This window comes from Bacillus sp. AFS098217, assembly GCF_002551815.1.
GTDB lineage: Bacteria > Bacillota > Bacilli > Bacillales > Bacillaceae_G > Bacillus_A.
This window is the reverse complement of the sequence record NZ_NVPR01000014.1, coordinates 25,421-46,692: the sequence shown is the minus strand read 5'-3', so window position 1 is coordinate 46,692 and position 21,272 is coordinate 25,421. Positions and strand designations below refer to the sequence as shown.

Here is a 21,272-nt window from a genome sequence, read left to right as displayed (position 1 = left end):
ATTTTAGGCTTTACGTTAACTCCTCCATCTTTACCATATTGTCTTTGTCCATTACTCGACTATGCGGGGTATGAACCCATACCTTTTGTTTTCTTTTTATAAACCCTAAAAAAATGATTGGAACCCATGAAAAACCAAATATATAAACAATAGGCGTCCAGATTACACTTTTAACCTTTTTCTCTTGGAATAGCGCAATAACTGGTAACATATAAAACGATAATGCTATCATGAGCCAAATCCATGGACTTAATACGTATGGCATAATCGAAGTTGGAAGTAATTCATAATATGTTACAAAAAATAAAATAATGGAGTTTACCGATAACATTGTTCTCGTTGGTTGAATTAGGTAAATGAACATATCAAGCGCATTCATATTAAACGTTTGCATAAATTTTTTAAGAAGTGGCACAGAGTAGCGAACCATACAATCCATATGTCCTTGCATCCAGCGGACGCGTTGCCGGAAGGATACTTTAAAATCAGTCGGTTTTTCATCAAATATTTTCGCATCATGCGCCCAACCAACAGATTTTCCTGTTGCTAATATATATTTAGCTGTAAACTCTAAATCTTCCGTTAAACTTTGTGTCCCCCAGCCCATCTCCTTTAAGATGTGCATAGAAAAGCACATACCAGTTCCTCCTAGCTGAGCTGATAACCCTAGCTTCCCTCTACTTAATTGATACAATCGATTTGTAGACCAATAGGAAAGCGCATAAGACTTGGATATCCAATTATCCTTTGGATTTTTTGAATCTAAATAAGCTTGAACCGCTTCGTATTTTTCTTCTACTAACTTATGATTTAATACTTGTAAAAAATTTCGTGACACAATATTATCCGCGTCCAAAATGACAACCGCATCATATACTTGCTTATTTTCTTTTTCTAAACGGAACAAATTTTGAAACATCCACTCTAGGCCGTAACCCTTTCCTCGTTTTTGAGAATCCTGCCTTTCCCAAGCATTCACTCCATTTTCACGAACGATTTGAGCTGTCTCATCTGTACAATTGTCACAAATGACATGAATATCATATTGTTCTTTTGGGTAATCAACATTTTTTAAGTTTTGAACAATTTGTTCAATTACTTTCTCTTCGTTATGTGCACAAACGAGTACTGCAAAACGAGTAGAAGCCGAATTATTTTCTACTTGATAGGTCTTTTTATTCTTAAATAAACCTAACAAACTGATCGTCACCTGATATAACGAAAGAATTCCTTGAAATTGTGTAAAAAATATTAACGCTGCTACTAAAATAGACAAAATTACCTTTGCGGCATATGATAGATTATTCATACCCGTAAAATAAATAACTGTAACCGCTGCCAATAATACGCATAAACCAATCAGCATTCTATTTTTATTGGTATGCATGTTTTTAACCCCTCCTCTGTCTGAAACATGTTTATATCACTTACAAAAGACAATTATTTCAATCGTTACATATAGTAAAAAAGGGATCTAAACGCTTCTATACATAACCAAATCTCTCGTTTACCTAAAAAGATTTATATACTTGCTAACCCCTTTTTATATTGTTATAATTAAATTATTCGATTTTAAACTTCACTTCTTTATAACTTGTTACTGCTTTTTTCAGATCATTATCTTTAAACTGGGCAATAGAAACTGTATGCTCTCCTTTTTTCAATAAATCACCTTCTAAATTAATAAACGTTGAAAATACTTTTGCTGCCTCTTCTTTTGTAATATATTTTTTATCCACAAATATATAAGCACTTTCTTTTTCACTTAAACCTTCTAATTCTACTTGAACTTGCGCTAATTCTAATTTAGGATCCACCTTTAAAACTGGAACTGCTTCTTCATTCTGCTGTTCATTATTTGTAATCAGTTTCATATTAATTTTCCCTGTTTCCTTAGCTCCTTTTGGAAAAACTACCTTTGTCTCCTCTTTACTTTGCTCTTGTTTATTTACATCTTGTTTATTTGAACATCCCGCTACTGTACTTAACAATAAACAACCGATCCCGATTCCAACAAAAAATTTATTCAGCATATTTCCTCTCCTTTCACCATTTTGAATTACAATGAACAAATATTGTAATGAACATGCTATTCTTTTTCTCAAAACACATAACAAACGAACTCTTATAAAGCTTCCTCCTTTTTATAACTATCGTTTATATATTTAACACTATCGAGATAGTGTTAAATATATAAATAGCTTGAGATGAACAGGGAAATTCTGTAAACTTATAAATGTATAATTTTTCAATATAATTAAATATCTTTATACACATCCACTAGGTTATCTTGTTTACTTCAAAACTTCAACCCTTGTTTTTACAAAAATGTAAATATAAGGGTTGATAAATTTTTTTTGTTAAAAATTTTATACAATGAATTTACATTAGCGAATATCTTACTACCATCTATGAATACGAGATAATTTTTCATACCTTTTTCATTGTTAAATACATTTTTTATAAATTTCTTCCATCTCTATCTATGCACTTACTCGCATAAGATACGAATAATTAAAATTTTATAAATTCACTTATTTTTCAAAAAATGCTTGTTTGATTTTTATATTGAAATGTTATACAGTTGTTTTCGAGTTAATTTTTGTAAAAAATAACATTTTTAAGGAGGGTTTTCCATGCAGGAACCGCATAAGAAAAAAAGAGGGCGAAAGGTAGCTACATCGCTATTATGTTTATCTGTATTAGCAGCTCCAATTGTACCCGAAGCTTCCGCAGCAGAAAACACAAACGCTAAAACTACGATGAGCAGTGAAGAACAAATTGGTCAGATGATCTTACAAGTCACTCCAAGTAATCCTACTCCTATGCCAGGTGAAACGATTACGTATCAGTACAAACTTACAAATGCAACAAATAAAGTAATTACAGATGTGTGGATTGCAGATTGGCATGTGAATATGCTGCAAGGATATTTTGATTTAGGTGATGATAACGCTTTTGGACCAGGAGAAACAGTCATACTTACTAGAAAATACACCATTCCGAAGGATGTACCTGAAGGGAAAACATTTCGAAGTATAGCTAATGTATATGGTACTGCTGATGGAAAACAAATCAAAACAACAGCAAAAACATCTATTACTGTAGATGCGGTAAAACCTGAAATTTCATTACACGTGTCAACGAATAAAGAGGTTGTCACACCTGGAGAAAAAATAACTTATACTTATAAAATTAAAAATACTGGTAATCGTGATTTAACGAACGTTTGGGGTTCTGATTGGCACCTTGGTATGTACCAAGAATATGCTGATCTTGGTCCTGACAAGATTTTATCACCTGGAGAAGAAGCAACTGTTCAGAAGGAATTCGTCGTTCCAGAAGATGCTGAAGATAGGAAACTTATTTATAGCGTAGCATCTTACTTTGGTAACTATGGAGATACACAAGTGAAACAAGATGCACGGGTTGGTATTACAGTAAGTCATGATCTTATCACAAAAGCGCAAAAAGCTGTGGACAGCCTATTTGCAGATAAAAAGCACACTACATTACAGGCACATATTTCTCAAAAAGAAATCGATTCTGCAAAAGAGAAAGTCATGCAACTTCCTGACGCCAAGCATAAACATCAATTAGACAAAGAACTCGAGCAAGCTCAAAGTCTATTAAACTCACTAAATGATGCACGCAGCACTGTAAGTGGGCTTTTTGCAGACGATAGTTACTCTAAATTAGGGGAAGAAACTACACAACAAAGCATTACTGCTGCTAAAGAAAAAGTAATGAAACTTCCTAACAATCAAAACAAAACAGATTTATTAAATCATATCCAAAATGCTGAGCGCCTTCTGAAAGAACGTGAAGCAACAACATTAAGCAATGCGCAAAAAGCAGTTGATAATCTTTTCTTAGATAAAAATCATATCGCATTAAACAATGGAATTACTGAAAAAAATATTGAAGAAGCTAAGCAAAAAGTACAACTTGTATCAGATCAAAAAGATAAAGATGCTTTAGGAAAAGAAATTGAAAAAGCTCAAAATCTATTAAACTCATTAAATGAAGCTCGTAATGTTGTAAATAAACTCTTTAAAGACGACTATCATACGGCATTAAACGACAATATTACACAAGCTAATATCGATTCTGCAAAAGAAAAAGTTGACCAACTTCCTAGCAACAATGACAAAACATCTTTAGTAAAAGAGATTGAAAAAGCTCAAAATCTATTTAAAGCTGCGCAGGCTTTTAAACTACAAGATGCTCAAAAAGCTGTTAACGATTTATTCACCGCCAATGATCATAAAACGTTAAAAGCTGATATTAAACAAGCTAACATTGATGCCGCCAAAGCGAAAGTTGATCAACTTATTAATTCTAGTGACAAAACAACTCTATTAAAAGAAATTGAAAAAGCGCAACAACTTTTCTCAGAACTACAAACTGCTCAAAAGTTGTTAGAAACTTTATTTACAAATGGAATCGGATCTCCTGTTAAACCAGGTATCACGCACTCTGATATTGAAAAAGTAAAAATAGAACTCACAAAGCTACCTGATAGCCCTGGTCGTACAAAATTATTAAGCAGAATTCCAGTCAATTTCTCTAATATTATTTGGTATACAAAACCATTCTCAAGTAAAGATGTAACGGATACAGAAAATATAACCGTTTCCACATTATATAGAAATAATAATCGTCAACCATCTATTGATTTTGACTTTGACTATACTTTAAAAGATGCACAAGTTACCGTTTCAAATCGCGACGTTCTTGAAACAACAATTGTCCCAGAACAGGCAGAAGCAGGTATTTTAAATATGAAAATTAAAGGCAGAGGTACTACAAAAGTAACAATTAGTTCTGCTGATGGGTTATATTTTAAAGAGATTACAATAAAGGTTATATAAATTTGAAAGGGTAGTTAGTTAAGCTAACTATCCTTTTCTTTCATTCATATATAAGTTAAAAAAAACGACAGAAAAACCCCTTTCTTTCTGTGAAAATAATTTGATTCAGGGTACATTTTAAGTTTTTAACAATAAATCTAGATCTTCTTTTTACGTGTGAAACACGCAAAAAGACAATAAGAAAGAAGACTACTGTTCTTTAGGTATTTTTTCAGTAGTTTGTGTATATGAAATTGGAAACTGGTCTATGCTAGTAATTTTGAGTATTCAATAAATGCCGTTCATGGATAGTAGAGAGACACGGAAAATCAACATTTTTCTGTACGTAATCAGAAAAAGAATCTTCTGTCAAACAAAGGAATGTGCACCAATCTCTCTCTTACAGTTTTTAGGTCAGGGTTTTACCCACCATAAAGAAGTACGTACTCGGCTATCCATCATTACTATTCAGTATAGAAAGGTTTTAGGTGTGATAAACCCATTTTCATGTAAGGGATGTGAGTGCAGGATTTTTTTAGGGGAGGACAAGAGCATCTGGCCATGCATAGAAGCAGTCAAGACCTTTTCCTGCCACATGTCGAGTTTTAAACAAAAGGAGCAAGTAAGTGCAGATCATGTTGTATGCCACATAGCAGCGACTAATATGTAGAAAAGATAAAATGGATTTATCTAACATTTCCCTTATACACTTAGCTTAATCGAAATTGATTCCCAAAAGCAATAACTATTTTTTAAATTAATGAAAAGATACATACATGTATTGTTAAAAGTAAGGTAGGTTATATCTATAACCCATTTTTCATTTGGTTTGGTGGCTGAAAACTCTCTGTTTAAAAGATTTTCCGATACGACGCATTGTTCTTTTAAGCCAAAATGTCTCCACTTTTTCTTTCGAATCTTAGCTTGTATCCCCATCTTCTTCATTAATCGGTACACTCTTTTATGATTTATCTGTAAACCACAATACTTTTTGAGCCATGTACACACTCTTGGATAACTAAAACTACCATTTTTCTCCACAAAAAAATTCCCTCTATAGATAAACAGTAACTTTCTTTCAACTGTCTACTATGAGGGGCTAATACCACAATACAGAAATCATCTTCTTGATGTAGCATAGTCTTTTTCTAATGTCCTTTACAAAGGGTACATTTCAAACTGTTCTTCCTTCTCTTTATACCATAAACCGTTCAATTGTTTGTTTTAACTCTGTTGCTTGATTCTCTAATTCTTTTAATAGTTGATCAATTGCTACCATATTCTCAGATTGCTGCATCGTTACACGAGCTACTTCCTGCGAACCCGCTGATGTCTCCTCAGCAATTGCTGCCACTTCTTTTGTTTGTGCACCAGTTTGATGAATATGATTCACTTGTTCGTTCATATAACTACTAATCTTTTGAGTCGCATCTGCTACTTCCATAATGCTTGATGACATTTCTTTTAAAATTAACTCTGTTGCTTCACCACGCTTGGCTTCCTCTTTTGCAGTGTTCACTTGTTCTGTCATTTGTAACGCCACTTGTTGTACTTCATTTTGCATATCACAAAGTAATTGTGATATATTTCGTGCTGAGCTATCACTCTCATCAGCAAGTTTTCGAACCTCTTCTGCCACAACTGCAAAGCCTCTGCCATGTTCTCCGGCACGAGCCGCTTCAATTGATGCATTTAGTGCTAGTAAATTGGTTTGGCTTGCAATTTCGCTTACTACAGAAACAATATGTTCTACTTGTTTCATCCGCTCTTCTAGTTTCTGTACATTTTGCATAGATTGTTCATTTTCTTTTGCTAACGTTTGGATACCTTGAATAAGCGAAACAAATACACGAGTACTCTCCCCCAACGCTTGTACCATTTCTGAAGACAATTGATCAGATTGTTTCGCTTTTTCTTCCACTTCACTAGCAATAGAAGTTGTTGTATCAACAGTAGAAACAATCGTTTGAATGGATGCTGCTGATTGCTCTGCACCTGAAGAAATTTCAGTTAGTGTCTCAGATACAACTTGTGCCTGCTTCGTTGCTTCACTTGTTTGTTTTCTAATTTGTTGCACTTGCGTATTTGTATGTGAGAACGTGGTATCGATATTTTTTACCATTGCTCGTAAATTTCCTAACATCATATTAAATGCAACACTCAACGACCTGATTTCATCGTCTGTTTTCCGTAATGGCACATTTTCGCGAATGTCACCCTCAGCAGCCTTATGTGCCGCTTCCTCAAGTCTATGAAGAGGCTTGATTAAAAAAATTGCTGCAAAATACGCTAAGATTCCTGACCATATTACTCCTAACAGCATAACAACGATATTATAAACGGTTTGGCTTACATAACCTTGAAAATAATCATACATCACATAAATAAAAAATAAACTTGTCGAATAAGTAATTAAAGCTAAGATTGTCGTAAATAGCATAAGCTGCATACGTAAACCAAAGGAAAATGTTTTCTTTTCTTTTTCCATGTTCTCATTCCTCCCCCTTTAAACCCTATAAATACTACCTATATATTATTATCCATATTTTCACTATAGAAAGATATAAAGATTTCTAAAATATTTTACAAATCAGTATCCTCACAATTAAAAACAAAAGAAATATAACGAACTTACAAGACAAAATTCACTACACAATATCTAAACTCATAAAAAAATAGAGGATTCTGACAATTTATGACTAATAACAGAAATAAGGGGCAACATTTGTAAAATCTATTTTCGACTGGGGGTTTTGTATGATTCAAGTCCAAAATCTAGTAAAATCATTTGGTTCATTAGACGTTTTAAAAGGTATTAATTTAGAAGTAAAAGAAAAAGAAGTTGTTGTTTTAATTGGTGCCAGCGGTTCTGGTAAAAGCACTTTACTCCGCTGTCTTAACTTTTTAGAAATGTACGATGAAGGTGAAATTCGATTACAAGGGGAACGGATTAATCCAAAAAGTACAGATTTAAACAAAGTCCGCGAAAACGTTGGAATGGTATTTCAACATTTCAACCTCTTTCCTCATATGACCTCATTAGAAAACATCATAGAAGCACCTATTCATGTAAAAAAAATGGACAAAGCAAAAGCCAAAGAAACTGGAAACAACCTACTACAAAAAGTTGGATTACAAGACAAAGCAAACGTCACGCCACACCTCTTATCTGGTGGCCAAAAGCAACGCGTTGCAATTGCACGTGCGCTTGCAATGAATCCGAAAATTATGCTATTTGACGAGCCTACTTCAGCGCTTGATCCTGAACTTGTTGGGGAAGTATTACAAGTTATGAAAGAACTCGCTGGTGAAGGCATGACAATGGTAATCGTTACCCATGAAATGAGCTTTGCACGAGATGTAGCAGACCGAGTCATCTTTATGGACAATGGGCAGATTGTAGAAAATGCTCCACCAGAACAATTTTTTTCTGCCCCATCAAACGAAAGAGCAAAACAATTTTTACGAAACGTTTTATAATACGACCTTATGTCAACTCATGCGGGTCAGTTAAGCACCCTATCTATAGAAAATTCCCATATCATATTTGAAGCTGCCCGTATGTACAGGATAAATATATAGGAGGGGTTTTATGAGAAAGAAATTATTAACTGTTGTTGCAGCAATTACACTATGCATGTCTTTCATACTTGGAGCCTGTAGTAAAGAAAGTAGTACAACTTCGACAAATGGTGAGAAAGAATTCCGCTATGCAATGAGTGGATTATATAAACCATTTAACTATAAAGAGAATGATGGAAAACTTGTAGGTTTTGATGTTGAGATTGGCGAGGCTCTTGCAAAAAAAATGGGGATGAAACCCGTCCCAGTTACAAATCCTTGGGAAACATTAATTCAAGGTCTTAAAGCAAAAAAGTATGATGTGATATTAGGAAGTATGGCGATTACAGAAGAACGATTAAAAGCTGTTAACTTTACAAATCCATACTATCGCTCTGGCGCACAAATCTTTGTTTCGAAAAAGAACAATTCTATCTCTTCACCAGAGGACTTAAAAGGGAAAAAAATAGGTGTTGTAAAAGCAAGTACATTTAAGGAACTTGTTACAAAATATACGGATCAGATTACAGAATATGATAGTGATATTACTGCACTTATGGATTTAGAGCCTGGCCGGGTAGATGCAGTAATTACTGATCAAATGGTTGGTCTTCGTATGATAAAAGAAGGAAAATCAAATATAAAAGAAGCTGGAAAGCCGTTAAATCTTGATGAGATGGGAATCGCTATTCGTAAAGATGATAAAGACATGGTGAAAAAGGTTAATAAAGCATTAGATGAAATTATTAAAGATGGTACTTATGAAAAGATTAGTAAGAAATGGTTTGGTCGTAATATTCTTGGAGAAGAAGTGAAAACAAAATAAAATATTCTCTCCTAAGGCAGTCAAAAACATGTTTAATAAGTAAGCGATGCCCCACATAAGCTGTGGGGCATTTGCATCCATCCTAAAACTCAACTAATATGAGGTGAAACGAATGATTGAAATTTTTATCTCTACCTATCCTACACTTCTAAAAGCTGTTGTCATAACATTACAATTAACCCTAACTTCTTTGCTACTCGGTTCATTAATTGGTCTATTATTTGCTTTTTTTCGTATTTCGAACAATAAAGTCTTAAATAGCATTGCCCACGTTTATATTGCTGTGATCCGCGGCACACCTTTAATTGTACAAATCGCCATTCTCTACTTTGGCATTACTTCTGTCGTTGTCTTTACACCTTTTTGGGCGGGAGCAATTGCTTTAGCTATTCATAACGGTGCATATATTACAGAAATTTTCCGCGGTTCTATTCAGTCCGTCGATCGCGGACAATTAGAGGCTGCTCGTTCCTTAGGAATGTCGTATCCACTGGCTATGCGTCGTATTATTTTACCACAAGCATTCCGTCTTTCTATACCTCCCCTAGGAAATCAATTTATTATTGGATTGAAAGATTCTTCACTTGTTGCCTATGTCGGTATGTCAGAATTGTGGGGATCAGGTTTATCAATAGCTGCGGGTAATTTCCAGCAATTAGAAACATACATTGTCGTAGGTATCTACTATCTTGCGCTTGTTCTATTATTTACTTATTTTGTTAATCTCTTAGAAAAAAGACTTGGACGTAAACAAAGTAACTCTGTGCAAGTTCATAACAAGAAAGAAAAGGCAGTCTCATTATAAAGTGAAGCTTTAATCAGCGGGGTTTTCTTCATCCCCACTGATTACTATCCATAAATAGCGGGATAAAAAAAAGCAAGCTACCAACAAAGTAGCTTGCTTTTTTGAATGTTTCTAATTAATCTATCCACAATCATGGATTTACTTTTTTAATAGGCTCTTCTTCTATATGTTCCTCACGATATGAGATATTCTCAGGGTCTAATCCATTTCCTAAAGAACCGTAGAAATGCTCTTTATGCGGATCAATTAATTCACTACCTTGATAGTACACACGAGGTGTTTTCCAAAGCGTTGCCAATGCTTTCGTCATCGGCATCTCATGATAACGTTCCGGCCACATTTCTTTAATCTTTTCTTTTACTAATGGATAGTACTTCGAACTCATAGCAGGGAACAAATGATGTTCTGTATGATATGAGAAATTGAAATGCAACACATCTACCCAGCGCGGCACTGTTACAGATAAACAGTTTGCTAACGGATCATTCACAGGAACAATTGGATTTAAACGATGGTTCGTTGCAATATATGCCATTACAATAAAGTTAGCAATTAATAATGGAATCACATACGCAAACAACCACTTTGCAGGTCCCATAATAAACAATAGACTAATCCACACTGTCCATGGCAAAAGAAGCTGAAGCCATACAGATTTTTGATTCGATGACTTAAATTCTTTTATAAAATGAAAGAACATTCGAGTTGAATGTAATGTAAATTGAATTGTTAGTGACAGAAAACTAAAGAAAGAACGTACATGAAGCGGCAGACGATACACCCATCTTAAAAATTTACTCTTTTTGAGTTTTTCAAAAGTTGGCCATGCATCTGGATCGTGTTCTTCATGTTGCGTATGAACATGGTGTGTCGCATTATGCCACTTTCTCCAAAGCTTCGGTCCTGTAGACAATGGCAGAAATGCAATCGCCCCTAACACATCACGAAGCCAGGCTTTTCTTACAACCGTTCCGTGTAAAATTTCATGCCCTAAAAATCCAAGTGAGGCAAAACATAAACCGAGAACAATCGCAATCCCTAGATTTGCCCACACATTTAATTCGAATACACCGATCGTTACTAATCCAGCTACTGCCACAAGTAAATAAGCCAGTCCACCAAATAAACGAGTTGGAACTGGTTTAAGTGCTTTTTTTGGCAAGTGCGGTGATACACGTGCTGCATACCACCCAAACGTATGAAGCTCCTTCATCTTTTTGCCCCCTTCTTATGCCGCGTTTACGCAAATTGCATACATCAATTCTTGTTTCCAGATTGATACTACTAGGTAATCCCAAAAAAGCATTTATCATAAGTAAAACATACTCACTCTATCGTCACTTATTTCCGCTTTTATTATCAATGAAAAACATTTCTCTTTTTACTCTTTATCAACCTTTCCACATGTTGAATCATATCAATAGACTTTCCACATTGTCAATAACTTTTATGACCTAGTAATAAAATGTGGTTGTATTTTCATAATGATATCTTATTTCACTAAAGAAAAAACATAGATTTCACAAGGTTTTATCCATTATATATATAAATACTTTCACATAACTCAAGCCCTTCTTTTATCAAGAGATAGCGTCTATATGAGGCAAATTAATTCTTCTTAATATTCCTTCACACAAAAATTCCTTCTTAATAAAACAGGAGATAAAATTATATTAAAATAATATTTTATTTTATATCGTTCCACTCCCTTGCATTAAAAATAATCTACATAAATTTTACATAAATAGGGAAAGTTAAGAGGAAAATTGTTCTAAATTAGGAGGGCTACATGATGACAAATAATTCGTTTCCTAAACTTCCAAACCCCTACTGGATCGAGTCCACTTCATTACCTACTTTTCCCAATCTATCTGAAAATATAAAAACAGAAGTCGTCATTATTGGCGCTGGCATTACAGGTATTACAACCGCTTATTTACTTGCTAAAGAGGGAAAAAAAGTTGTTTTAATCGATTCTGGAAATATTTTAAATGGAACAACTGGACATACGACTGCAAAAATCACTGCACAACACGACCTCATCTACGATGAATTAATGAATCATTTCGGAACAGAAAATGCCCGTCTATACTATGAAGCAAACGACAAGGCCCTACAATTTATAAAAGAAACAGTGCAAGCACATAATATTGAATGTGATTTTACGGAAGAAGATGCCTATTTGTATACAACGTGTACCGAGGGATTGCAGAAGTTAACAAACGAATACGAAGCCTATAAAAAACTAAATATTCCTTGTGACTACGTCGAATCCATTCCGCTTCCTATTTCAATCCAAGCTGCACTCGTTATGAAAAAACAAGCCCAGTTCCATCCTCTTCGTTATTTACAAAAGCTTGTTGAGCAATTTATTGAAATGGGCGGCACAATTTATGAGCATACAACTGCAATCGATGTTGAAAAGGGATCATATCCACAAGTGATTACAAAAGATGGCCATCGCATCACATGTGAGTATATTGTCTCTTGTTCTCATTTCCCGTTCTATGATGCAAATAGCTTTTTCTTTGCAAGAATGTATGCAGATCGCTCTTACGTACTTGCAATAAAAGCAAAAAAAGATTATCCCGGAGGCATGTATATAAGTATCGATGATCCTAAACGTTCCTTACGATATACAACAGTAAATGGAGAAAAACTCATTCTTGTTGGTGGAGAAAGTCATAAAACGGGACAGGGAATCAACACGATGCTTCATTATGAGGCACTACATTCCTTTGCCGAAGAAACATTTGGAATAGATGAAATTCCTTATAGATGGTCAGCACAGGATTTAATCACTTTAGACAAACTTCCTTACATCGGACACATCAATGAAAGCAATCCAAACATATTCGTTGCAACTGGATATCGTAAATGGGGAATGACAACCGGAACCGCTGCAGCACAGCTCTTAACTGCTTCTATCACAAAAATAAATAGTCCTTATAAAGAGTTATTTGCTCCATCACGATTCCATGCTGAACCAGACGTGAAAACATTTGTTTCTCAAAACCTTGATGTAGCGAAGCATTTAATTGAAGGAAAACTAGAGTTTGCTCTTCGTACACCGGAAGAACTTGAAAATGGTGAAGGTGCTGTTGTAAGCGTTCATGGTAAACGTGCAGGCGCGTATAAAGATGATGAAGGTAAACTACATATTGTCGATACAACCTGTACACACCTTGGCTGTGAAGTGGAATGGAATAACGGTGATTGTACATGGGATTGCCCTTGTCATGGATCACGATTTTCAATTGATGGAGATGTAATTGAAGGACCTGCCGATGAGCCGTTAAAGCGGGTTGACGGAGAATAGTATCCTATAATTTGCAATTGACGAATACAAATTAATTTAAACAAAAAGAGCACCGATCTATCTGTGCTCTTTTCTACTTATTTCAAATAACAGGTCCCGAAACAAAACATTCAGCTTCTCAACATCTATCCCTATTCCTTTTTCCATTCCCTTCGCGTATTCTTGATAGTACGCTATCTGCTCCTCTAAAAATTGATTTAATCCCGCGATTTTCGGACTAGCATCCAGTTCAACACCCGCCTTTTTCTTTCTGAGTAAATGTTTAATTTTATCTAAAATTCTATGTTCTAAGGGTAACTCCGTAATTAAACTTTCAAACTCTACAGGTGGCAGTGTTCCTCTCTCTTCTAACCATTTGCACGCTAAAATAGGGCGCAACACATAGAAATACTTTTTCAGCCTCACATTCTCGTCTTGTAGAAATTCACGATAGTTCTTTGAGGCCATATGTAAGTAGTGGTAAATTGTAGATTTTGGATTAAAATGATTTTCGCTCATTTTCTGTAAACGTTCGGGCAAATCTGAGCTTTTAGAATAAAAGATTGGAGAGCGAATCCATTCTAATAACGCTGGATTCGACTTTGCAAATAGCTGCAGTGCTTTTCTAATATCCCAGCCACTTATATCTAACACATCACTAATTGGATATTCAATAACATCCCGCTTCTCATCGATGGATAAATACCACTCTACCTGATGGATATAGACAAACCTAACATCATAATCGCTATCTTTCGATGGAAACCCCCATGCACGACTTCCTGATTCTACTGCAAATAAAATCTTCACATCATTCTCTTTCTCAATTCTCTCTAATTCGACTTGAATTTTGTCTCTCATATGTATCACCCTCATTTTCTGATCATTTCCCTGGAAATTCGACAACTATAATGAAAACTCTACTATATATACATCAATTAAAAAAACGACATAAACCCCTCTTTTTAGTTGGGAGAGAGCATCTATTCATGCATAGAATCGGTCAGGTCCCTTTTCTGCCACATGCGAAGTAAAGAGTCTAGGTTACTTTTCATTCTGCATAACAGGGATGTAGATATCGAAAAATTAAAATCGATTTATATACATCCCAAAACAGCTGTCAGGATTTTCCTGACAGCCTAAAAATCCGCTATTTTTGCTTCTGAGCAACAACCTGTGCAATTCGCTCAAATTCTCTTTGTATTTCTTTTTTATACTCATCTACCTTCGAAAAATCCATAGCAGCAACATAAATCCGTTCTAACTTATCTCGCACTGCTTTTGCTTTTGCTAAGAAGGACATTGCCTCATTCATTTTTGTTTTATATTGAATGGAAACATCGCGAATCTCCTTAGCATATTTTTTATCTGTTCCTGGCGTAACAATGAGATCATACATATCAATAATCTCATCACCATCTCTACTTGGAAAATATTCATGTGGCGAGGTACTATCAAAAATTGCAAACCCTAATTCTCTTACAATAATCATATCGAGACTATTCGGATCGAATCCACAATGATATACCTCAACATCGAAACCTTTTTCTTCTGCTGCCGCCGCCAATTTTTTTAACATCGTTGATTTTCCAGACCCCGGACGCCCTTTTATAAAATAGCGATGCGGGATACCATCTGTTAAATTGGGGACAAAGTCCACCGCACCTTTTGGTGTCGCTGCACCTAAGAAACGGTGCTTTACAACTGCTTTTTCCCCCTTAGTATCAACAAATAGCTTTTGTATAAGCTGATTCGTTAATTCATTTGCCTTTTGAAAATCAATATTATCAATATAAATTTTCTCCCACTCATCATGTATCACTAAAGCCTCTTTAAAACAAACATATGCGGATTGAAATGCCCTGCTCGCTTCTGAGATGTACCGAGCAATCTCATCTTTATGTTTCTGTAATTTCCCCGTATCCCACGCAGTTCCTAAATTTACGTATTCTTCTACAACTCCAGGCATCTTTGGTTCAATCACATGCGGCGGTGTTCCATCTACAATTCCAACTTTTAATTTCGGAATAATAACACCATCAATCGATTTATTATCAGAAGAGCAATGTAAGAATTCAATATCATATCCTTTCTCAGTCCACTCGCGCCCTATGACTTTCATCAATGATGATTTCCCAGTACCCGGGCCACCTTTCAAAATAAACAGTCTGTCTAGCCCGCTTAAGCATTCTTCATATAAACTGTAAAAACCCCTAGCTGTATTTCCACCGGCATAGTAATTTAGAATTTTTCCTGTCACTGCACCCACTCCTTTGCAGCAAAGTATTTACATAAGCTACAATATGCAAACATTTTCCATTGGGTGAATACCTATTTTCATCCCTGCAATGAAAAAGGAAATGAATCACAATTCAAATAACGAAAAATTCTTAATTTAAAAACTAAATATATTTCTTATCGAGCGAGACAGAGACCTCTAATTGCTCTCTACCATATCTCTTAAGACAAAAATAAAAAGCAAAGATCATCTTTGACCTTTACTTCGATATTTTCTGTTTAAATTAAGAAAAAGCTGTTCAACCCGCGGACGAATCCAAGCGAAATAATCTTTATCTCTCTTTTTCGTACAAATAATCTCTTCTCCATCCACCATTCCAACAAGCTCTAGGTCTAACAATTGCCTCGTAAATTCTAGAATGTTTACTTCTTCCTTTGGATATTCTTCTCGTAACTTTTCTTCAATTTCGCCCAATAAAAAACCGTCACGCATCATTGCAAGTGCATCAATACAAAGTGGCGGCATTTCATATTTTTCTCCTGTAATTGTATCTTTTACAATATAATTCTGTTGATCTTTTCGAAATTGAATCGTGTGCAAACATACAGTCGAATTTAATGTTAATTCCATCATACCACCTCTTTCATAATATCAGCATAGAAAAAAGGATGCGTGTGCACCCCTTTTTTAATTCAAGTAAACCTACACATTTGTACAAACTATATAAATCCATTTTAATTTTTCGACATCTAAATCCCTGCTANNTTTTTTAATTGATGTATACATAAAACAACAAACCGTTACATGAGCAATCAGCTGCATGTCGATATTTTCCTCCACCATTATAAACTAAGTGTTTTATAAAAAAAAGCATTCTTAAAACATTTCATAAAATGTTTATATTTACACAACAAGAGCACTTTTCAGAAAAGTGCTCTTGTTTCTAAAATCTATATCGTTGGCAAAGTTATTTCTACTTTTGTACCTATGCCAATGTTACTTTGAATATTAATATTCCCTTGATGTTCCTCAATAATTTTATATGTAATCATTAAACCGAGCCCTGTACCATTTTCCTTTGTCGTATAAAACGCTTTGCCAAGCTTCTTTATTTTCTCGTTATCCATACCGCATCCTTGATCCTCAATACAAATGCACAGATTTCCTTCCGTTGCTTTATATGCATGAATTTTGAGATTCCCACCTTCTAACATTGACTCAATCCCATTTTTTAAAATATTTAATAATACTTGTTTTAATTGTTTTTCATCACCATTTATAGTGGGCAAATCTCCATCTGTTTGCACATGAATTTTGACATTATATTGGATTGCATAATTTTCCATCAATCGAACAACATATAACAAAATCTCTTGCATGTTACACCATTCATAGTTTTGAGGTTTTGGCTTTCCTAGTAACATCAATTCACTAACAAACTCATTAATCCTCTCAATTTCTTGTAACATAATCTCATAACTCATCTCATCATCTGGATTCCGCTCTTTTTGAATTTGAGTAAAACCTTTTAACGCTGTTAATGGATTTCGAATTTCATGAGCAATTGTTGTGGACATTGTTCCAATTAATGCAAGGTTTTCTGTTTGTTTTACATTATTCAACATTTCCATTACTGTCATAACGTAGGACTGAAATCTTTTTAATAAAGAATGTGAAATGATGGAAAAAAAGATGCACAAAACGAGTGGAATAATAACTTTTACATCTTGTAGTAATAATGAAAAAAACGCATACTTTCCAATTACACTAAAAGAGACTAAATAAAAATACTTTTTATTTACAAATATCGGTGAAAACAAGATTAAAAATATCTCTACCATATTTCCATTCTCAAATACTCGATCTGTTTGTAAATAGATCATTAAATTATCAATGAGATCAATGAACATATATCCAATTAAAAATAAATACTTTACAAAATAAATGTGACCTCGTTTTTGAAAATATATTGAAATAGGGAATAACAAGATTAGGAATATGTATATACCTATTCCTAATCCACCTTCTGGCCATCCTATCTTCGCTTCACTTATATTCATTGCAGGATATACGAAATAATATATAATGTCATATAAAAAGAATATGATATAGAATAATAATAAAAATACCTTTAAAGCTTCTTTTTCCTCTTGAATCAAGCTTTTAAATTTGTTCATATTACATACTCCTTTTAATCAATACAAAAACACATTACGCTTATTAACTCTTTAAATTATCATTAAGGAATTGCTTTCAGGACAATATGACACTCTTCTACATTATACCATTACTTTAAGGAAGAATTTCTCTTCTCTAAAATCCTTTTCCTCCCGTTCGGTTTTTTCATAGTTTCTTATTATACTAATATAAAAAATCCCGTTTTAAGATACCTTTTCTACATACCTTAAAACGGGATTTTAAAAATGATTCCTCATAAAATGAAACTTTAATCAGTGAAGTTTTTTCATCCCCACTGACTATTAGCCTTCACCAATCAGGCTTTTACGGGCCGTTTATCTCCCACCTAACTTCTTTAGAAAANNTAGAGCTGGACAATGCTTTCTCCCAATTTTTGGGTGGGAGTATTACTGCCCGTTCATGCGGGATAAAGTTTAATCTTCATCCTTAACATCCATATCTTCTGGAATTGGTTCATTTAATATTTCTTCTACTAATTGTTTATATTTTTCCATCTGCTCTAGATGTGTATTGAACTGTTCTTTATTTAACAAATATTGTTCACCATCATACACAGCACGGATGCGTTTTTGCTGAACTAATTCTTCAATATACGACTTCGGAAGATTTAAATATTCAGCAGCCTCTTCTATCGTTATATACAATGCTTTCATCCCTTTATTATTTTTTCATATACATCATTCATCTTACTTTATTATAGGCTACTTTTGTAAACAAAATAAAAAGATTTTGTAAATACAAATCAAAAAGCAGGTGGATGCATTCCAAATATTGTATAATAATATAGTAAGTGTTTTTTTAATACAGATGGTATTTCCCCATCTACACAAAGGAGAGTTAACACATGGCGACTCGTCAAATCATTACAATGCTAGAAAAATCATTACGAGCTGAAACAGAACAAACAGCTTCTCATCTAACTAAAGCTTTACCAGAAAGAATTCTTGAGCAAACAAAAGTTGCCAATGAAGACGGAAACTATCACACAATTGGAGAATGGTATAAAAATCATTTCTTATTCCAACAAGATGATTTCCTTTGGGCTAAATATGCCTACTATGATGCATACTGCATAGCATTACAAAATCAAGGCCATCTTACAAAACGCGTGCGTCACATACTAGAATCTTTGGCTAGAAAGCATGGGAAACAATATATTGCTTCCATACAAAATATACAATTTCCTGATCAGCGTGCAAAAGGGACCGCATAATTTGCCAAACGCCGGGATAACCGTAACACAAACTACTTGGTCTCTAGAAAGATTCACAAATAAAATGTTCACGTCTTCGTATCCTCTTTTTTCAAAAATATAGTAACAAGACGTGAACTTATGAAACTGGTGTTATAAAAAATGATAAAAAACATAGCAAAAGGAAAACACCCAGCTTACTTCCCTTTTTTATAAAGGCTGAAAGGTAACTGGGTGTTTAATATATTACTAGAGAAATTCCTTATTTCATCATTTATATTTCTTGTAACTTATTAACTATTCATTTTTCAACATATCAACGCGTTGAATAAAACCATCAGAAAAGCTGAAATGAAGAGAATAACTTCCTCGATTATATACAAAGGCCACACTATTCATACCTTCTTCAATTCCATCGGGTTCACCAAACCACTCTTTTAATTCCTCGATAGGAATGTCCATTTTTACCCATACATATCTAACTTTCGAAGGATACATATCAAGATTATAATCTCCATATCCTGCTGTATTAGGTGCATCACATTCTGTGCATACTGCTTCCTTCCACACATCAGGTGCCCCAAATTCTTTTTTCACCTCAGATATATCTTTTCCCAGTACATCTAAGTCAAAGGGGCCAAACTTCCCATCCTTTAAAGCTGTTGCTAGCACTTGTTTCAGTTCTTGTTTTGTGTTGATTTTGAAATTATAAGATGTGTTCTTTGCTATTGTATTATAGAAAAATTGTGCATACTGCTCACGCTTCACAAGCATGTTGCCATTAAAATTACCAGCCTCGTCACCTTGTGCTATACGGTTACTACGCAGCGCATTTACAGATTCATACGCCCAATGACCTTGTGGTACATCTTTAAAGTTCCCTTGTCCTTTGGATTCTAAATGAAATGCTCTTTGTAATACTACTGCCATCTCATACCGAGTTAATACATCATCTGGACGAAATGTCCCTGTTCCATCACCTGTCATAATTCCAGCTTGCGCAATGGCTTGGATATCCTCTTCAAACATATGATTTGTAGTATCACTAAACATACTCCCCTGTTCATCGTCTGCTATTAAACCTAAATGCCGATTGACTAAAGAAGCTACCTGTCCTCTAGTAACATTGTCCCCAAAACCAAATTTTCCATTTCCATACCCCTTAAAAATCCCTGCTGCTGCTAAGTAGTCAATAGCATCTTTTGACCAGTGGTTCTTTGGTACATCTGTAAATACAGTGTCCTCATTGCCACCTACCTTATAGCCATCTGCTTTCGTAGTTGTTTGTGCATTTGCTGTGCCTACCATCATTGTAGTTGCTAGCGCTGCGGTTACTACTAATCCCACAATTTTTTTAGCTTTACTTGTTTTGCTCCCCATTTGTGAAAACCTCCCCTGTTTATTTTAAATTTATTAAATAACCTTATTACACATCTAATGTAAATAAACTCCTACATTGTAATTCTAACATGTGAACAATGGTTATTTACCATAAATTTTATAGTATGTATATAAATTCTAATTTTAGTATTCTGTGTGAAATTTAATCATAATATCTAGATAACAAATATTCATTTCTATTTAAAAGAAGACATTGATACATCTATAATAGTAAGCATAATATTTTTCTGAAAAATAAAATTCAAGCTACTAATAAATAGCCATCAAAATTGAGAAAACAATTTTGATGGCTATTTATGCAACAGTGTATACTTCTAACTAATACTGATAGGTTTGTTCCAAAGGGTTTATTATTGTAACAGAATCATTAAACTACAATCATTTTGTTTACACTTTTATACTGTTTCAATGGCTTTTGAAAATATCTTTGACAAATTTTTTTCAAAACGATACTGCTCTAGCCCTGGTAAGTTCTTCCTTGATAAATTTATCCCCCACTCCGGCTTACTCTTCTGCCCTTCTTTTTCATAGTCACGACTAACAAAAGTACCGTTCGGGCTCTCCCATACTTTTGAAGGTATAAGATAAAAATCAGCCTCTTTTCCTTCATTCAGTAAAACTAGTGCAACAAATAAATTATCCCTAAGTGAAAAAACATGTTTCTGTAAAAATACGTAACCTAATTCTCTACAAGTTTTAACCTGAATATCGTAATATTTCCCATCTTTTCTTATTATAAAATCAATTGCTTTATCATCAACTTCAGATGTATAAACATCAAATCCATAAAGTGTAAACTCCATTTTTGTAAGATATTCTCCGTAACGCCCTACCTGTAGTTTATTTAATTCTTTCAAACTATATTTATTCAACACATGATTCCCCCTAAATTTCTTAT

General features: G+C 34.2%; 18 protein-coding genes. 6 read left to right on the top strand and 12 right to left on the bottom strand.

The genetic code is table 11. The features are described 5' to 3' along the window. Window positions 1-10: 10 nt before the first annotated feature. Both COO03_RS02830 and COO03_RS02825 read right to left on the bottom strand, forming a co-directional pair. Window positions 11-1,387: a glycosyltransferase family 2 protein gene (locus tag COO03_RS02830; RefSeq protein WP_097894958.1), complete on the bottom strand. Its 1,377-nt coding sequence runs from the start codon at window positions 1,385-1,387 to the stop codon at window positions 11-13. A gap of 175 nt (window positions 1,388-1,562) precedes the next feature. Then, window positions 1,563-2,033 carry a hypothetical protein gene (locus COO03_RS02825; protein WP_230322562.1) on the bottom strand — a complete coding sequence of 157 codons (471 nt, stop codon included), beginning with the start codon at window positions 2,031-2,033 and terminating at the stop codon, window positions 1,563-1,565. A gap of 603 nt (window positions 2,034-2,636) precedes the next feature. On the opposite strand from COO03_RS02825, the gene COO03_RS02820 reads away from it, so the two are divergent. Beyond that, window positions 2,637-4,874, top strand: coding sequence for a toxin Cry1Ac domain D-VI-related protein (locus COO03_RS02820; RefSeq protein WP_097894957.1), 2,238 nt, complete (start codon window positions 2,637-2,639; stop codon window positions 4,872-4,874). 681 nt (window positions 4,875-5,555) lie between these two features. Here COO03_RS02820 and COO03_RS28090 read toward each other — a convergent pair. Both COO03_RS28090 and COO03_RS02810 read right to left on the bottom strand, forming a co-directional pair. Next, the gene (locus tag COO03_RS28090; RefSeq protein ID WP_170958166.1) at window positions 5,556-5,894 is read right to left on the bottom strand and encodes an IS3 family transposase; all 339 of its coding nucleotides are present in this window, start codon (window positions 5,892-5,894) and stop codon (window positions 5,556-5,558) included. Window positions 5,895-6,048: 154 nt separating this feature from the next. Continuing rightward, window positions 6,049-7,341 (bottom strand): methyl-accepting chemotaxis protein, encoded by a 1,293-nt coding sequence (locus tag COO03_RS02810; protein WP_097894955.1) that lies wholly within the window; start codon window positions 7,339-7,341, stop codon window positions 6,049-6,051. A 269-nt stretch (window positions 7,342-7,610) separates the two neighbouring features. Between COO03_RS02810 and COO03_RS02805 the strand changes: the two genes are divergently transcribed. The 3 genes from COO03_RS02805 to COO03_RS02795 all read left to right on the top strand — a co-directional run bounded on the left by COO03_RS02805 (window position 7,611) and on the right by COO03_RS02795 (window position 10,045). Continuing rightward, a complete protein-coding gene (locus COO03_RS02805; protein WP_097894954.1) occupies window positions 7,611-8,333 on the top strand; it encodes an amino acid ABC transporter ATP-binding protein in 723 nt (240 codons plus the stop codon). 112 nt (window positions 8,334-8,445) lie between these two features. Next, on the top strand, window positions 8,446-9,240 hold the full coding sequence (locus tag COO03_RS02800) for an ABC transporter substrate-binding protein (protein WP_097894953.1): 795 nt from the start codon (window positions 8,446-8,448) through the stop codon (window positions 9,238-9,240). Between the two features lie 112 nt (window positions 9,241-9,352). Further along, window positions 9,353-10,045: an amino acid ABC transporter permease gene (locus COO03_RS02795; RefSeq protein WP_097894952.1), complete on the top strand. Its 693-nt coding sequence runs from the start codon at window positions 9,353-9,355 to the stop codon at window positions 10,043-10,045. Window positions 10,046-10,175: 130 nt separating this feature from the next. On the opposite strand, the gene COO03_RS02790 is transcribed toward COO03_RS02795, so the two are convergent. Continuing rightward, window positions 10,176-11,258: a fatty acid desaturase family protein gene (locus COO03_RS02790; protein WP_097894951.1), complete on the bottom strand. Its 1,083-nt coding sequence runs from the start codon at window positions 11,256-11,258 to the stop codon at window positions 10,176-10,178. A 579-nt stretch (window positions 11,259-11,837) separates the two neighbouring features. Here COO03_RS02790 and COO03_RS02785 point away from each other — a divergent pair. Beyond that, entirely contained in the window at window positions 11,838-13,364 is a 1,527-nt protein-coding gene (locus COO03_RS02785; protein WP_097894950.1) for an FAD-dependent oxidoreductase, read from the top strand. Between the two features lie 57 nt (window positions 13,365-13,421). On the opposite strand, the gene COO03_RS02780 is transcribed toward COO03_RS02785, so the two are convergent. From COO03_RS02780 to COO03_RS02760, 5 genes are all read right to left on the bottom strand, one after another. Beyond that, complete coding sequence (locus COO03_RS02780) at window positions 13,422-14,204, bottom strand: nucleotidyltransferase domain-containing protein (protein WP_097894949.1); 783 nt, start codon at window positions 14,202-14,204, stop codon at window positions 13,422-13,424. Between the two features lie 289 nt (window positions 14,205-14,493). Then, window positions 14,494-15,612 (bottom strand): PRK06851 family protein, encoded by a 1,119-nt coding sequence (locus tag COO03_RS02775; protein ID WP_170958165.1) that lies wholly within the window; start codon window positions 15,610-15,612, stop codon window positions 14,494-14,496. Window positions 15,613-15,828: 216 nt separating this feature from the next. After that, complete coding sequence (locus tag COO03_RS02770; RefSeq protein WP_097894947.1) at window positions 15,829-16,212, bottom strand: hypothetical protein; 384 nt, start codon at window positions 16,210-16,212, stop codon at window positions 15,829-15,831. Between the two features lie 320 nt (window positions 16,213-16,532). Then, entirely contained in the window at window positions 16,533-17,759 is a 1,227-nt protein-coding gene (locus COO03_RS02765) for an ATP-binding protein (protein WP_097894946.1), read from the bottom strand. A gap of 435 nt (window positions 17,760-18,194) precedes the next feature. After that, complete coding sequence (locus COO03_RS02760; protein WP_097894945.1) at window positions 18,195-18,434, bottom strand: helix-turn-helix domain-containing protein; 240 nt, start codon at window positions 18,432-18,434, stop codon at window positions 18,195-18,197. A 191-nt stretch (window positions 18,435-18,625) separates the two neighbouring features. On the opposite strand from COO03_RS02760, the gene COO03_RS02755 reads away from it, so the two are divergent. Continuing rightward, the gene (locus tag COO03_RS02755) at window positions 18,626-18,994 is read left to right on the top strand and encodes a hypothetical protein (RefSeq protein WP_097894944.1); all 369 of its coding nucleotides are present in this window, start codon (window positions 18,626-18,628) and stop codon (window positions 18,992-18,994) included. 276 nt (window positions 18,995-19,270) lie between these two features. Here COO03_RS02755 and COO03_RS02750 read toward each other — a convergent pair whose 3' ends face one another. Further along, window positions 19,271-20,353 carry an S-layer homology domain-containing protein gene (locus COO03_RS02750; RefSeq protein ID WP_097894943.1) on the bottom strand — a complete coding sequence of 361 codons (1,083 nt, stop codon included), beginning with the start codon at window positions 20,351-20,353 and terminating at the stop codon, window positions 19,271-19,273. 416 nt (window positions 20,354-20,769) lie between these two features. After that, complete coding sequence (locus tag COO03_RS02745) at window positions 20,770-21,246, bottom strand: hypothetical protein (protein WP_097894962.1); 477 nt, start codon at window positions 21,244-21,246, stop codon at window positions 20,770-20,772. Window positions 21,247-21,272: the final 26 nt, after the last annotated feature.